This is a genomic window from Methanosphaera sp. A6 (assembly GCF_001729395.1).
In the GTDB taxonomy this organism is placed as follows: domain Archaea; phylum Methanobacteriota; class Methanobacteria; order Methanobacteriales; family Methanobacteriaceae; genus Methanosphaera; species Methanosphaera stadtmanae.
In genome coordinates, this window is sequence record NZ_MAIF01000106.1 from 1 (window position 1) to 15037 (window position 15037).

Below are 15037 nucleotides of genomic sequence, written 5' to 3' on the forward strand. Positions count from 1 at the left end.
ATTAAAATATTTAAATAAATATAAATATCTATTATTATAAAATTAACTAAATCATTTTTCATGTATTAATAACATAATACTAATAACGGAGTTTAATCTATGGTAACAGAATTAGAGAAAAAATGGCAAAAAAAATGGCAAGAAGCTAAATTATTTGAATCAAATCCTGATAACAGGGAAAAAATGTATGTTACAGTGGCATTTCCATACCCGAGTGGAGCAATGCATGTAGGACACGGAAGAACATACACGGTACCTGATGTATATGCAAGATTTAAAAGAATGCAAGGATTTAATGTATTATTCCCAATGGCATGGCATGTAACAGGTGCACCAGTAGTAGGTATTGCAAAAAGAATCGAAAGACACGATAAATGGACAATGGACATATATAAAAATGTGCACCAAGTACCAGAAGATGAACTAGAAAAATTTGTAGACCCTGAATACATTGTAAAATACTTCAGTAGTGAATACCACAATGACATGGTAGATATGGGATATACTATAGATTGGAGAAGGGAATTTAGAACAATAGATCCACACTACAAACAATTTGTAAGATGGCAAATAAGACAATTAAAGGATAAAAATCTTATTCGTAAAGGATCACACCCAGTAAAATACTGTCCAGATGATGCAAATCCAGTGGGAGACCATGATCTTTTAGAAGGAGAAGGTGTGGGAATTAATGAATTAACATTAATCAAATTCCCATATGAGGACTCATACCTTGTAGCAGCAACATTCAGACCAGAAACATTGTATGGAGCAACAAACTTCTGGTTAAATCCTGATGAAGAATATGTTAAAGTAGAATATGAAGGAGAAAAATGGATAATTAGTAAACTTGCATATGGAAACATCATACATCAAAAAGAATCAATGAAAATCATTGAAGAAGTTGATGCTAAAGATTTCATAGGAAAAACAGTACAAAATCCAATAACAAATGATCCACTACCAATATTCCCAGCATCATTTGTAGATGCAGACTATGCAACAGGAGTAGTATTCTCAGTACCAGCACATGCACCAGCAGACTACATAGCACTGGAAGATATTAAGAAAAACACTCAAGCAATAGAAAAATACAATCTTCAAGAACAAATAGATAACATCAAAATAACAAGTCTTGTAAACTTAAAAGGATACTCTAAATTCCCTGCAAAAGATTTCCTTGATGCATATAATGTAACAAGTCAAGATGATGAAAATCTTAAAGAAGCAACAAATGAAATATATAAGAAAGAACATGCAAAAGGAATAATGAATGAAAATACTGGTGAATTTGAAGGAAGAAGGGTTGCTGATGTAAGAGATGAAGTTATTGAAAAACTATTAAATGAAAACATTGCAGATAAACTCTATGAATTTGCAGAAAAACCAGTAATATGTAGATGTGGAGCAAAATGTGTAGTTAAAGAACTACATGATCAATGGTTTGTAAAATATTCAGACAAAGAATGGACACAAAAAGCATATGATTGCTTAGAACAATTAGATGTAGTTCCTAATGAAATAAGATCAAACTTCGAATACTATCTTGACTGGCTAGAAGATTGGGCATGTTCAAGAAGACTTGGACTTGGAACACACATGCCATGGGATGAAAAATGGTTAATTGAACCATTAACAGATTCAACAATATACATGGCATACTATACAATAGCTAAGTATATGAAGGATATTAATGCAGAAGACCTAAATGATGCATTCTTTAATAAAATATTCCTTGATAAAGATGGAGCAAATGATGGATCTGTAAATAAAATACCAGAAGATATAACAGAAAAAATCCAGAAAGAATTCCAGTACTGGTATCCACTTAACTGGAGATTATCTGCAAAGGATTTAGTTGGAAATCACTTATCATTCCATATGTTCCACCATGCAGCAATATTCCCACAGAAATATTGGCCAAAAGGAATAACAGTATTTGGTATGGGACTTCTTGAAGGACAGAAAATGTCTTCATCTAAAGGTAATGTTATCTTACTTAGTGAAGCAATTGATAAATATGGTGCAGATACTGTAAGATTATTCCTCATGTCCTCAGCAGAACCATGGCAAGACTTTGATTGGAGAGAAAAAGAAGTTAATGGTATACAAAGAAGACTTGAAGCAATAATTGAATTCCCACAAAAAGTAGAATCATTAATTGGAGAACCTCTAAAATTATCCATAGAAAACAATGCACCAATTGTTGAAAAACCTATAAATAAATGGATTATAAGTCAAATCAATAGGAAAATCAGCACTGCAACAGATGCACTTGAAAAATTCCAAACAAGAAAAGCATTACAATCAAGTCTCTTCCTATTTAGAAAAGATGTTGACTACTATCTAAATAGAATAACAATAATAGGAGAAGAAGAAAAAGAAACACTCATCTACCTTGTAAATACATGGATAAGATTATTATCACCATTTATTCCATATGCAACAGAGGAGATATGGGATACATACAATGATGATGATGTATTTATCTCAACATTAGACTGGCCTGTAGCATGTGAGGACTTAATTGATGAAAAAATAGAAAAAAGTGAGGAAATAGTTCAAGATCTTGCAAAAGATATTAAGGAAATTATTAAAATTACAAAATCCAATCCAGAAGTTGTACACCTATATACTGCTCCATCATGGAAGTATGAAGTATATAATATAGCACAAGAAGTTGGAAAACCAAATATTGGTGAAATAATTCACAAAGCCATGGATGCAAATCTATGTGATAATAAGAAAGAATTATCTAAATTTGCAACAAAAGCAGGTAAAAACTTCAATAAAATTAATTATGTGGGAGTAGTTGATGAAGTTTCAGTAATAACTGATGCACGTGAATATCTGGAAAGTGAAATTGGTGCTAAAATAGAAGTATATGATAAACCAACATACGATCCACAGAATAAAGCACAAAATGCATCACCATATAAACCAGCAATATATCTTGAATAATTGTTTTCTAACAATTATTCTTTTTTTAAAAAAAATAGAAAAATATAATATAGACAAATTACAAATTAATTAATAACTGTTGAATATAATGAATTTTTTTTTCATATGCCTTGATAGTGTAGCGGATATCACGAGGGACTGCGGATCCCTTTACCCGAGTTCAAATCTCGGTCAGGGCGCTTTCAATATTTAACACTTTTTTTGAATAACTATTTTTAATATTAATATTGATTTGTAAACAATATATTCAGTATAATTTTTAAAAAATATTAGTGTTTATAATAAATTAGTTAACTTATAATATCTTCATTTAATAATTATTATTATAGATTCATTCATGTTACTTTTGGAAAGATACAGTGATATAAGTACATTTTTATGTAATAAAAATAGGTTTGATAAAAATGGAAGAAAAAAATTTAATAATAATATGCACAACAGCTATAATAATAACACTACTGTTTTCAACAACAGTATTATTTTTAAATAATATTAATAACTCAGTAAATAATTCAATAAATGAAAATAATACTAATAATACAAATTCCATGGATAATTCAACAACTAATACTACCAAGTCCACATCTAAAACTACTTCAAAAGACACTTCAAGTAAAAGTAGTAGTTTTTCATCAGATACAATTAATGGAGAAAAAATCACTGGAATATATCCCTCTTATGATGAGGATTATGAAAGAATAGCCACTGCTACTAATAAGTATTATAGAAACAAGAAAACAGGAGTGATATACAAACGTCATCTGGATGATGATGGTGTATATAGATATTATTGAAATTCTATTATAGAATTCTAATAAATTATTTTTATATAGTCAAACAATAGATTTAATTATAGAATGAAATTTTTAATGTGATTGTATGACAAAGATAGGAATTTTAGAAGTTGAAGGTGTTTTAACATTATATGAACACTTTGGTTATTTACCTACAGATGTAGTTAAATCTAATGGTAGATTGGAAAATGGAAAAAAAGCTCATGAAGAATTAGATGGTATAATAATACCTGGAGGTACAATTCTTGAATCAGAATCTATGACTGGTGAGGTTGAAGAAGAAATTAATCTTATAAATGATGATGATGGGTTTATTTTAGGTATGTGTGCAGGATTTCAGGTACTTGGAAAACATACAAATGTTGGAAGAAACTCTCCAGTACCAATAATAAGAAAGGGTATGGGTCTTTTAGATGTTACTTTTGAACCATTTATAAATACAAATAAGGTAAATGCAGATATTGTTGATGATAACACACTCTTTACAAAAAACTTAAAGGACACAACAGTAAGTGGTTTTCATTGTCATACATATGGTAGGATAGAATCAAATGATAAGAATGTTATCTACTCTAATATTCAAAGATCAAACTATAAATATAAACCAGAAAGGGTATTATCTGGTGTTTCAAATAAAAAGGGAAATATATTAGGAACAACAGTGCACTGTTTACTTGATAATAATCCTCAAATAGTAAACAACATACTAGAATATCTTGATGCTACAAATGAATATGAAGACATTAAACAAAGAAATAAAAAACTTCAAAGTAAGGTATTTTCTGAAATTGGAGTCGATACAAACAACATGGCACCACTAAGAGAAAAACATCCTGAAGTTCCACCAATGATAATGTTAATGGGAACAGGTTCTGAATCTGGAAAAACATTTCTTGCTAGTGGAATTGTAGGAGCACTAAGAGAAAAGGGAATACATACGTATGTAATTAAAACAGGTCCTGATATAAGAGATTTATCACCATCTCTTTATGTAAATAAGGAAAAATTGGAGGATTATGCATCGATACAAATAAGTAATATTGGATGGACTCCACTTGAAAAAATAATAGAACAAGTAAAGAATAAGGGCTATGATTTAGTACTGGTTGAAGGAGTAATGAGTGCAGCAACAGGACTACTTAATAAAAAAACACCATATTCAACTGCAGAAATTGCATATGCAGGTAATATTCCTGTTATAATGGTATCTAGTGTAAGTAAGGGTGGTATTGAAACAGCAGCTATTGATATTGAAGCACATATTAATCTATTAAATAAGATGGATGTTAAAACAGCTGGTGTTATTTTAAATAAAACCTATGATGAAGGTATTGTGGAACATGTATCTGAATTCTTATCTAATAAATCTGGAATACCAGAGGATAATATTTGGAGTATTGGTAAGGCCAAAGTAGAGAATAAAGGACAGGTTCCAGAGGATTATCTTCAATTGGAAACATTTACAAAAGCAGCAATGGATGTTGTTAAAGAATATGTGGATGTTACAAAAATAATGGATTTAGCTAAAGTACCAGAATTTAGAGGATACTTATCCTATGAGGAAATTTGTGATTTATATAAAAAATAGTTTCATAAAAAAAAGGAGTATGGAGAATTTAATTGTTATTTTTAAATTCTTTGTATGCTTCTATTATTTCATCACCACTAATAAATACGTGATTATTTTTTTGAGCATATTCTCTTGTTTTATCTACAGACATTGCTTCACCATTATCTCCAATCATTTCACAACAGATACCAACAGGTTCTAATCCTGCCATTTCAAGTAGTGCTATTGTTAATTCGGTATGTCCTTCTCTTGTTAGAACTGCATCCTTTTCTGCTCTAAGTAGAGTTACATGTCCAGGGGATCTGAAATATTTACCAAATTCTGCTTGTTTTCCTTCTTTACAAAGAAGTGCTAATTCACGTTCTGTTTTTGATCTATCTGTATCTGGAATACCAGTGTATGTGTCACGGTAATTAACAGTTATACTAAATGCAGATTTTGCATCGTATGGTATGTCATTTGGGTAAAGATCTTTTAATACGGGATATTTTTCATTAGCTTCTTTTAGAATATCTACCATGAAGGGAATTCCAAGTTTGTCACAGTTTTCATTGGAAATAGGCATACATACAAGTCCTCCAGCATATTTACGTATTGTTGTCATTTTTTCTGTAGTCATAAATTCTGCTGCAGTAATCATGTCTGTTTCACTTTCACGATCATCACTATCATAAATTAATATTATTTCTCCATTTTTTAATGCTTCAATTGCTTTATCTATCATATAATAACCTAGTTTTTTTCGTTCTACATATAATATATTTACTCTAAGTCATCTTTTATATTTTCTATTTTTTTCTCAAGAGTATTTTGTTTAATAATCATACTTAATATATTTGATAAATTTAACATGTTATCAATTACTACTAATTTTTTTGCCTGTAAAAGGGAATAGATGTTCTTTATATTTGATGATGGTATGTTAAATGATACACCATCCATTGTTTCCCATGAAGTTTCGTATTTAATATCCTGGTTTTGGTTTTTAAATAATTTAACTTCCTTTGGATAGGCTTTTATTACAATTTCATCCACCTGTTCTATAGGTTCAGTAATTTTTTTCTGTTTAATTGTGGAGATTTCAATTCTTTTTTCTGATGGAATAATTTTTAAATATTGATTTTCTCCAATTTTTCTTATCATTGATTTGGTTATAGTTGCACTTGTTATTAATTCATATTCGTCTTCCACATGTATCCCTCCCGGAATACAAATAAATAATTATGTTCTAATTTTCTTTACTAATTTTTAAAATTCAATAGTAATTTATAGTTATTATAGTTTTATTTATTTTTTGTGTCTTTAATATTTTTGTATTATTGTGATATTTATTATTTAATAATGCTATTTTTTACTTCTCTATTTTAATTATTACTTTATCTCCGTCCTTTAAATTAAGTGTATCTCTTAATTTTTCAGATGAGACATATTCCAATGTATCTGTATCATATACAGTTTTTACAGGAAATAGTATTGCACCTTTTTTAGTTATTTTTTCATCTATTGTAGATAGGTATGCTTCTAGAAAAAGTACATCTCCAAAGGATCCATTTCCATGAATTCTCTTTAATTTATCATGTAGATTATCTAAGTTTAACGTGATATTATTACTTAATTTTATATTTAAAGTTCCATGATATGGTATAAATCCAAGTTTATCTAAGTATTGTTTTTTATAAACCTCTTTTTCCATGAATTGTCCTGCCTTTTGTAGTCCAGAACTTACTTTACCTTCAAAAGATAACACTTTCTAAACACACTCCAATTTTTTTTTATTGTATTTATTCTTATTTTCTTGAGTAGTTTTTTTTCCTAATTTAATATAATTTATATTTATCTTATTAAACATACATATTAATAATTTATATCAAATAAATTTATTAAGAATTTATAAAACTTACTAATATCTATATTATTTGGAGGAAATAAAAATATGAAAGTTCGTATAGCCATACCTTCTAAGGGCAGAATTAGTGGACCTTCTGTATCCTTACTAGAAAAAGCAGGTATTGGATTAACAGATAATTCTAGTCGTAAATTATTTTCCAATACATTCGATCCTGAAATAAGTGTGATGTTTACACGTGCTGCAGATATTCCAGTATATGTGGCAGATGGGGCTGCAGACATAGGAATAACTGGTTTTGATTTAACACAAGAAAAAAATGTTGATGTTGAATTTCTTGATGATTTAAAATTTGGAGCAACACGTCTTGTTGTAGCAGCACCTGAAAATTCTGATTTTAATACAGTTGATGATTTAAAAAATGTTAAAATTGTTGCAACAGAATTTCCACATTTAACACAGAAATACTTTGAAGAAAAAAATATAAATGCCACTATAATGCCATTAAGTGGAGCTACAGAGGTTGCACCACTAATTGGTGTTGCAGATGTTATTGCTGATTTAACAAGTACTGGTACAACACTAAAAATGAATCATCTACATGAAATAGATACTATCATAAACAGTAGTGTTAGATTAATTGCAAACAAAGAAAGCTTAAAAACAAAGTATGAAAAGATAGAAGCTATTAGAACAGGTATTCTTGGCGTGCTCCATGCTGAACGTAAAAAATTAATAATGGCAAATGTACATAAATCAAATCTTGATGATATAAAAAGTGCAATGCCTGGTATGAGTGGACCAACAGTATCTGAGGTATATGGTGATGAAAATATGGTTGCAGTTCACTCTGTTATCTCAGAAACAGAAGTTTTTGAAACTATAAATAAATTACGTAAAATTGGTGCAAAGGATTTACTAGTACTACCAATTGAAAGAATATTAGAAAATAAATAGGATATTAACAACTACGATTAATATGAAATATATTAGATATATGGCTTCCAACAAAGAACATGTTGGAATAATAAAAGATGATATTATATATGATTTAGATTATTCATGTATTATTGATGCAATAGCACATGAAGATGAAATAGATATAAATGAATCTACAACAACACATAGATTAGAGGAGGTAGATGTACTACCACCAACAAATCCTTCTAAGATTGTTTGTGTAGGCCTAAATTATAAAGATCATGCTAAAGAATTAAATATGGAACTTCCAGATGAACCTTTATTATTTATGAAACCATCAACTTCTGTTATATCAACAAATAGTGCTATTATCTATCCAAGTACTACAAACATGCTTGACTTTGAAGGAGAACTTGGAATTGTAATATTAGAAAAAGTATCTCCATGTGATAATGGTACTTGTAATGTTGCATACACTATTGTTAATGATGTAACAGCAAGGGATCTTCAAAGTAAGGATGGGCAATGGACACGTTCAAAAAGTTATGATACATTTTGTCCATGTGGACCAGTAGTTGTTACAGGTATAGATTCATCAAATCTTAATATAAAAACTATGGTTAATAATGATATAAAACAAGAATCAAATACAAAAAATATGATATTTTCTCCATTAGAATTAGTAAAATATATCTCAAATATAATGACATTAAATCCAGGAGATATAATTGCATCAGGAACACCACCTGGTGTGGGTCACTTGGATGTGGGAGATACTGTTGTTGTTGAAATTGATGAAATGGGAAGTTTAGTTAATATTGTTAAATAAAAAAAAATTAAATATAGGGGTTATTTAATGGAAATTAAAGAGTATACATGTGATGTGTTAGTAATAGGTTCTGGCGGTGCTGGATGTAAATGTGGAATTGTAGCAAGTAAAGAGGGTCAGGATGTAATCATTGTATCTAAAGGTTTAACATTTAAATCTGGTTGTACAATGCTTGCAGAAGGAGGTTACAATGCAGTATTTGGGTATGTTGATGATGAAGATTCACTTCAACTACATATTCAAGACACACTTAAGGGTGGAGCATTTCTCAATGACTTAAAACTCGTATATAAATTAGTTACTGAATCACCAAAAAGACTTGTTGAACTTGAATCATATGGTTCATTATTTGACAGACAAGAAGATGGTCGTTTAAATCAAAGAGCATTTGGAGGACAATCCTATCGTAGAACTTGTTTTAAAGGGGATCAAACTGGTCATGAAATGATGGTTGGACTTAAAGAAGAAGTTATACGTGAAGGTGTAGAAACACATGGAGAAATAATGATTACAAAATTATTATTTGATAAAAATCATACAAAAATTGTTGGAGCAATGGGTTTTTCACTACAGGATAGTTCAATAGTAATATATCATTCAAAGACTACTGTTATTGCTTCTGGTGGATGTGGATGGTTATATCCTGTTACATCAAATGCTTTACAAAAAACTGGTGATGGTATTATGATGGCATATGATGTTGGAGCAGATGTTATGGATATGGAAATGGTACAATTCCATCCAACAGGTATGTTGTCTCCAAAATCCAGAAGAGGTGTTTTAATTACTGAGGCTGTTCGTGGTGAAGGGGGTTATTTAATTAACACTAATAATGAACGTTTCATGATAAATTATGATCCACGTCAGGAACTTGCAACTAGGGATATTGTTGCAAGATCTATCTATACTGAAATTCAGGAAGGTCGTGGAACTAATGATGGGGGAGTATATTTATCTGTAACACACCTACCAGATAGTCAGGTTCATAAGAAATTACAAACTATGGTTCAGCAATTTAAGGATGTTGGCGTGGATATTACAAAAGAACCAATGGAAGTAGCACCTACTGCTCATCATTTTATGGGTGGTGTTAGAATTAACACCGACTGTGAAACAAATATTGAAAACTTGTATGCTGCAGGTGAAGCATCTTCTGGTGTGCATGGAGCAAATAGGTTAGGTGGTAATGCATTGGCTGATACTCAAGTATTTGGTCATATTGCTGGTTTAAGTTCTGCAAAACAGGCACAAAATACCAAACTTGAAACTCCAGATGAAGATATGATTTCTTCTGAAATTTCACGTATTGAAGCTATATGTTCTGAAGGAAAATATCGTCCACAAGATATTAAGACTAAAATACAAGAAATAATGTGGAAGCATGTTGCAATTGTTCGTGATGAAACAGGTTTAAAACAAGCAGAAATTGAATTAAATAAACTTGAAGAAATGACTTCTAACATGAATGTTTCTAAAATAAGAGAATACAACGATGATTTAGTAGTAGCTCTAGAAGTTATAAGTATGATAAAACTCGCTAAATTAATAGTAAAATCAGCTCTACTACGTAAAGAGAGTAGAGGAGCACATTATCGTATAGATTATCCTGAACGTAACGATAAAGAATATCTTAAAAGCTTCATATTAAATAAAAATGGAGAAATTAAAACAGTAGAAAGAGGTCTATTTACAGATTATTAAATAGTAATCTCTAACTTAATCTTCTTTTTATTTATTTAATGAATATTCTAATTTTGATTTTACAATATGATTTATTACTTAAGATTAATTCATAACCTCATTTATCATGATATATATTTAAAAATAGACAGATATTAGTATAGTAATCAAAGGTATTAAAAATAAGAATCAATGGTATTATTTTATTATTTTCTCATAAATTCATTATAAAATATGGTTGTAAATAATTTAAAAAAAGAGTAATAATGAAATATAGTATCTCATTATTATATGACTTTTACTAAAAGTGTAATGGTTTTATTCTAATTATTTTCTAATGCACTCATAGTACTAAGGATTTTATGATCATCTTCAGGTTTTGCTTGTAATTGTAATCCTACAGGAATGTTGTCTACAAGTCCAGAATTCATACTACTTGCAGGAATACCTGTGATGTTAGCAAGTACTGTTAATACATCATAAGCATACATATCCATAGTTTCTATTTCTTCACCGATTTTATGTGGTAATTTTGGTACTGTAGGTCCAGCAATTACATCAACATCATTTAATAATTCATTAAATTCATTTCTAATAAGTGATCTTGCTTGTAGTGCTTTATTATAATATTTTCCACTGAATTCTTTTTGACTAATATATGAACCAATTTCTATTCTACGGGCTACTTCAGCACCACATACTTCTTCTATTCTTTCACCATATTTACGTCCATCATATTTTCTTGTTGCTGAGAAAAACTCAACATAGTTTATAAGATAATAGGTAGGTAATCCAAGATTAATATCTTCAAAGCTCAATTCTTTAATCTCTGCTCCGAGGGAGGTCATATCATCAATGGATTTATTTATTTGGGATGTTATTTTATCATCAGTTATGTCCATAAATTCCTTTACAACACCAATTGTTTGACCTTCAAGTGTGGAATTTGTTGTATCTTTTAGGAAATCTTCTGGTTGTTTATTTATTGTTGTTGTATCGTATGGATCATATCCACATATAACATTAAGCATTAATCCAATACCTGTTGTATCGTTTGCAAATGGACCTATTTGGTCTAAACTCATTGCAAGATCAAGTAATCCTTGTCTTGATACCATACCATATGTAGGTTTAAATCCCATTACTCCACAGTGTGATGCAGGATTTCTTATTGAACCACCAGTATCAGATCCAAGTGTTATATCACACATATTTGCTGCAATTGCTGCTGCTGAACCTCCACTTGATCCTCCAGGAATATGTCCTGGTGCTTTTGGATTGTTTGTAGGACCATACATTGAGGTTTCTGTGGAACTACCTGCTGCAAACTCATCCATATTTGTTAGACCAATAATTACTCCATCTTCATCAAGTATACGATTAATTACAGTTGCATTGTAACTTCCATAATAGTTTTTGAGTGTAGGGGAAGCTGCAGATATTATGAAATCTTCTACATTTATGTTACTTTTTATACCAATAACGAGTCCAGCTAATTTTCCAGTTTCTTCATTATTTTTAATTCTTTTATCTATATCTTCAGCTGTTTTTCTTGCTTTTTCTATATCTAATTGTACAAATGCATTAATATCATCATTTTTTTCTTCTATGGTACTATACATTTGTTCAAGGTTTTCAGTTGCTGTTATTTCTTGTTGTTTAATTGCTTCAACTTTTTCTATTACTTTCATATGTTCACCTTTAGTAAAAATTCATGAAATCATAACTTTTTCATTAAATAATTATATGTATAATATATTTCATTAAAGAAATTAATATAATTTAATATTATTATATAATGAAAGATTTTTTTAAGTAGGAGCTTATTTTTTTTATGTTTTTAGTGTATGTGGAATTAATTTCTTTTAGTTTTGTATGTATATTGTTATTTTTTTTAATAAAATAAGTCAAATTTATAAAGACTAAAAATTATATATTATAAACAATAACAAGATTGTGCTTTAAAAAAAGTTAATTAAATGTAAAAAATTATAGTCTTATACTCACATATGAAACTATTTTTGACATTAATATTTTAAATCTTAAGTAATAAGTACTCCTTGTTAGATGTAAAAATAATGTGAAGATATATGCATATCTTTATTTTATAGAAACATTTAAAAACAACAATGTTGATATTTATAAACATTAAAAAATGATTGAGTTTTTTAAAATTTAATGTTAAAAACTCAGATATATTATAATATATTTTTAAAAGGTGAACACATGGATCTTATAGAAAATTTAAAAGCAGCTTTAAATGGCGAAGAAGTAGAAAAAGTACCAGCAATAAGTGCAACAGCAGCAGCAGTTGAAGAAGCATTCCCTGCAGCTAACGTATCCTGGCCAGAAGCACACAAAGATGCTGAACAAATGGCAAGATTAGGTATATCCTTACACGAACAAGCAGGATTAGAATGTGCTAGAGTACCTTTCGACTTAACAGCTGAAGCAGAAGCATTTGGTTGTGAAGTAGATTTAGGTGATATGGAAAACACTCCTACATTAAGATCACACGATATTGTAGATGATGTAGAAGACTTAGAAGTACCTGATGACTTTGTAAACAATGGTAGATTACCTGTAATCTTAGAATCTATAGAAATCTTAAAAAATGAATACCCTGAAGTACCTGTAATTGTAGGTATGGCTGGTCCTTTCACTTTAACTGGTCACTTATTAGGTGTAGAAGATTTAGTAAAAATGTTAAAAACTGACAGTTTCGTAGTAGAAGACGCAGTTGAAATAGCATTAGAAGCACAAACAGAATTAGTTCAAGCTTTCAATGAATCTGGTGTAGATGTAATTGCTGTAGCAGACCCAACATCTTCCCCTGAATTATTAGATCCTAATGATTTCAGTGAATTTGCACAACCTGCATTAGAAGATTTATCTGCTGAAATGGAAACAGAAAGTATCTTACACATCTGTGGTAACTCAAGACCTATTCTTGAAGAAATGTTAGACTGTGGATTCAGTGGAATTTCTGTAGAAGAAGCAGTTGACATGACAGAAGCTCAACAAGTAAGAGCAGAAACTGGTGCTGAAACTGTAATGGTAGGTAACGTCTCAACAAGTCAAACTTTATTCAGTAAACCTGTAGAAGAAGTAAAAGCTGAAGTAACACAAGCATTAGAAAAAGGTGTAAATGTATTAGCACCAAGTTGTGGTATTGCACCTAAATCACCTTTAGCAAACTTAAAAGCATTCGTTGAAGCAAGAGATGAATTCTATCAATAAGTAGATTAATTCTACTTTTAATCTTTTTTTATTTTTTTTTGAATACTATTTTTACAGTTTGATATTAATGGTATAGAAAATCTATATTCATGTAATGTTTTAATTTATATCTTGTTTTAGAAAAAAATTTTTATTTTAAAAAGGAGGTTATGGATTAAATTATTATAAATTTAGTCCTTTATATTGAATCCTACAAGTATTGATGCAAGTTTTGGGTCATCTTCAAAGTTAAATACTTCTTTTAAGTATAAATCAGCCAATGGGTCTGGACTACTGGATACTACATCACATGTATCTTCAAGTTCTTCAACTTCAATAAATTGTACTGGTGGAAGAAGAAATGCTTGTTTTGTAGGGTTTTTTTCAAGATTTTCTGTTTTCAAATCTTCTTCAATATCTTTTTGATCTTTTAGTAATACAAAGTCCGGATTGATGAATTTAGCTTTTTCATCTTCTTTATATTTCTTTTTTTGATTGTTACTTACAATTTCTTCTCCTAGAAGGTTTCCCTTATTATCTACTAGTTGAACAGTTGCAGTTGGAGGTGGTCTAAAAGATGCATTTTTTATTATTGCAACAGTGTAATCTCTGTTAAGACATTCATTAACTCCCATGTTTATTACAGGAATTAACTCTCCAGCCTTATCCATTTCTATTTTTAGTACATTTTTACGTACTTCATCAGTTAATACTCCAACATCTAATACTCCACGTAGGGGATTTATTGTATCAATTACTTCCTGAAGTACTTCTTCCGGTTTTTTACTCATTTAATCATCTCTTGATATTATATTATATATTATTTAAATGATGGTTATATATAATTTATATAGGTAGTATTTTCTAAATGGTTCATTTTAATGGTTTATGTCCTAAATTTTATGCAAGGTTTTCTAATAATAACTGATATTAAGTTATTACTAATTACTAATAGTACTCTATAAAATAGGTTAAAATAGAATAATAGTAGGTTATTTTGATAAAAAAAAGTTTAAAATCTAATATAAATTATAAATAAACATAAAATCATGGATATTATTCCTTAGAAATATCTCATTTGATTTATTTATTTTTAATAAAATTTAATAAAATCATAAATTTAAATATTACTTTATCATTTTTCAAGTATTTGGAATTAAAAATAGGTTATATATTATATACCTAAAAGGGCTATAGTAATAACTATGTGGGTATAA

12 protein-coding genes and 1 tRNA gene are annotated in these 15037 nt (G+C 29.3%); 8 read left to right on the forward strand and 5 right to left on the reverse strand.

Annotation, left to right across the window (positions count from 1 at the left end; translation table 11 throughout):
- Positions 1-99 precede the first annotated feature (99 nt).
- The 4 genes from leuS to A9758_RS03820 all read left to right on the forward strand — a co-directional run bounded on the left by leuS (position 100) and on the right by A9758_RS03820 (position 5343).
- Complete coding sequence (gene leuS, locus A9758_RS03805) at positions 100-2961, forward strand: leucine--tRNA ligase (protein ID WP_011405788.1); 2862 nt, start codon at positions 100-102, stop codon at positions 2959-2961.
- Positions 2962-3068: 107 nt separating this feature from the next.
- A tRNA-Arg gene (locus A9758_RS03810) sits at positions 3069-3140 on the forward strand.
- A 225-nt stretch (positions 3141-3365) separates the two neighbouring features.
- Positions 3366-3755 carry a hypothetical protein gene (locus A9758_RS03815; protein ID WP_048059675.1) on the forward strand — a complete coding sequence of 130 codons (390 nt, stop codon included), beginning with the start codon at positions 3366-3368 and terminating at the stop codon, positions 3753-3755.
- 85 nt (positions 3756-3840) lie between these two features.
- Complete coding sequence (locus A9758_RS03820; protein WP_011405790.1) at positions 3841-5343, forward strand: AAA family ATPase; 1503 nt, start codon at positions 3841-3843, stop codon at positions 5341-5343.
- A gap of 28 nt (positions 5344-5371) precedes the next feature.
- Here A9758_RS03820 and ribB read toward each other — a convergent pair whose 3' ends face one another.
- The 3 genes from ribB to A9758_RS03835 all read right to left on the reverse strand — a co-directional run bounded on the left by ribB (position 5372) and on the right by A9758_RS03835 (position 7072).
- Positions 5372-6049 carry a 3,4-dihydroxy-2-butanone-4-phosphate synthase gene (ribB, locus tag A9758_RS03825; RefSeq protein WP_011405791.1) on the reverse strand — a complete coding sequence of 226 codons (678 nt, stop codon included), beginning with the start codon at positions 6047-6049 and terminating at the stop codon, positions 5372-5374.
- 38 nt (positions 6050-6087) lie between these two features.
- Positions 6088-6516, reverse strand: a complete 429-nt coding sequence (locus A9758_RS03830) for a hypothetical protein (RefSeq protein ID WP_011405792.1) — start codon at positions 6514-6516, stop codon at positions 6088-6090.
- 160 nt (positions 6517-6676) lie between these two features.
- Positions 6677-7072: a DUF120 domain-containing protein gene (locus A9758_RS03835; protein WP_011405793.1), complete on the reverse strand. Its 396-nt coding sequence runs from the start codon at positions 7070-7072 to the stop codon at positions 6677-6679.
- 186 nt (positions 7073-7258) lie between these two features.
- Here A9758_RS03835 and hisG point away from each other — a divergent pair, with 186 nt between their 5' ends.
- Genes hisG through tfrA form a run of 3 tightly spaced genes read left to right on the forward strand, consistent with a single transcriptional unit; the run spans position 7259 to position 10622 of the window.
- Positions 7259-8128 (forward strand): ATP phosphoribosyltransferase, encoded by an 870-nt coding sequence (hisG, locus tag A9758_RS03840; RefSeq protein WP_011405794.1) that lies wholly within the window; start codon positions 7259-7261, stop codon positions 8126-8128.
- A gap of 22 nt (positions 8129-8150) precedes the next feature.
- On the forward strand, positions 8151-8921 hold the full coding sequence (locus tag A9758_RS03845) for a fumarylacetoacetate hydrolase family protein (RefSeq protein WP_011405795.1): 771 nt from the start codon (positions 8151-8153) through the stop codon (positions 8919-8921).
- Positions 8922-8948: 27 nt separating this feature from the next.
- Positions 8949-10622, forward strand: a complete 1674-nt coding sequence (tfrA, locus tag A9758_RS03850) for a fumarate reductase (CoM/CoB) subunit TfrA (RefSeq protein ID WP_011405796.1) — start codon at positions 8949-8951, stop codon at positions 10620-10622.
- Positions 10623-10924: 302 nt separating this feature from the next.
- On the opposite strand, the gene gatA is transcribed toward tfrA, so the two are convergent.
- On the reverse strand, positions 10925-12292 hold the full coding sequence (gatA, locus tag A9758_RS03855) for an Asp-tRNA(Asn)/Glu-tRNA(Gln) amidotransferase subunit GatA (protein ID WP_011405797.1): 1368 nt from the start codon (positions 12290-12292) through the stop codon (positions 10925-10927).
- Between the two features lie 535 nt (positions 12293-12827).
- On the opposite strand from gatA, the gene mtaA reads away from it, so the two are divergent.
- Positions 12828-13841 carry a methylcobamide:CoM methyltransferase MtaA gene (gene mtaA, locus A9758_RS03860; protein ID WP_011405798.1) on the forward strand — a complete coding sequence of 338 codons (1014 nt, stop codon included), beginning with the start codon at positions 12828-12830 and terminating at the stop codon, positions 13839-13841.
- Between the two features lie 170 nt (positions 13842-14011).
- Here mtaA and A9758_RS03865 read toward each other — a convergent pair whose 3' ends face one another.
- Positions 14012-14611 carry a hypothetical protein gene (locus tag A9758_RS03865; protein WP_011405799.1) on the reverse strand — a complete coding sequence of 200 codons (600 nt, stop codon included), beginning with the start codon at positions 14609-14611 and terminating at the stop codon, positions 14012-14014.
- Positions 14612-15037: the final 426 nt, after the last annotated feature.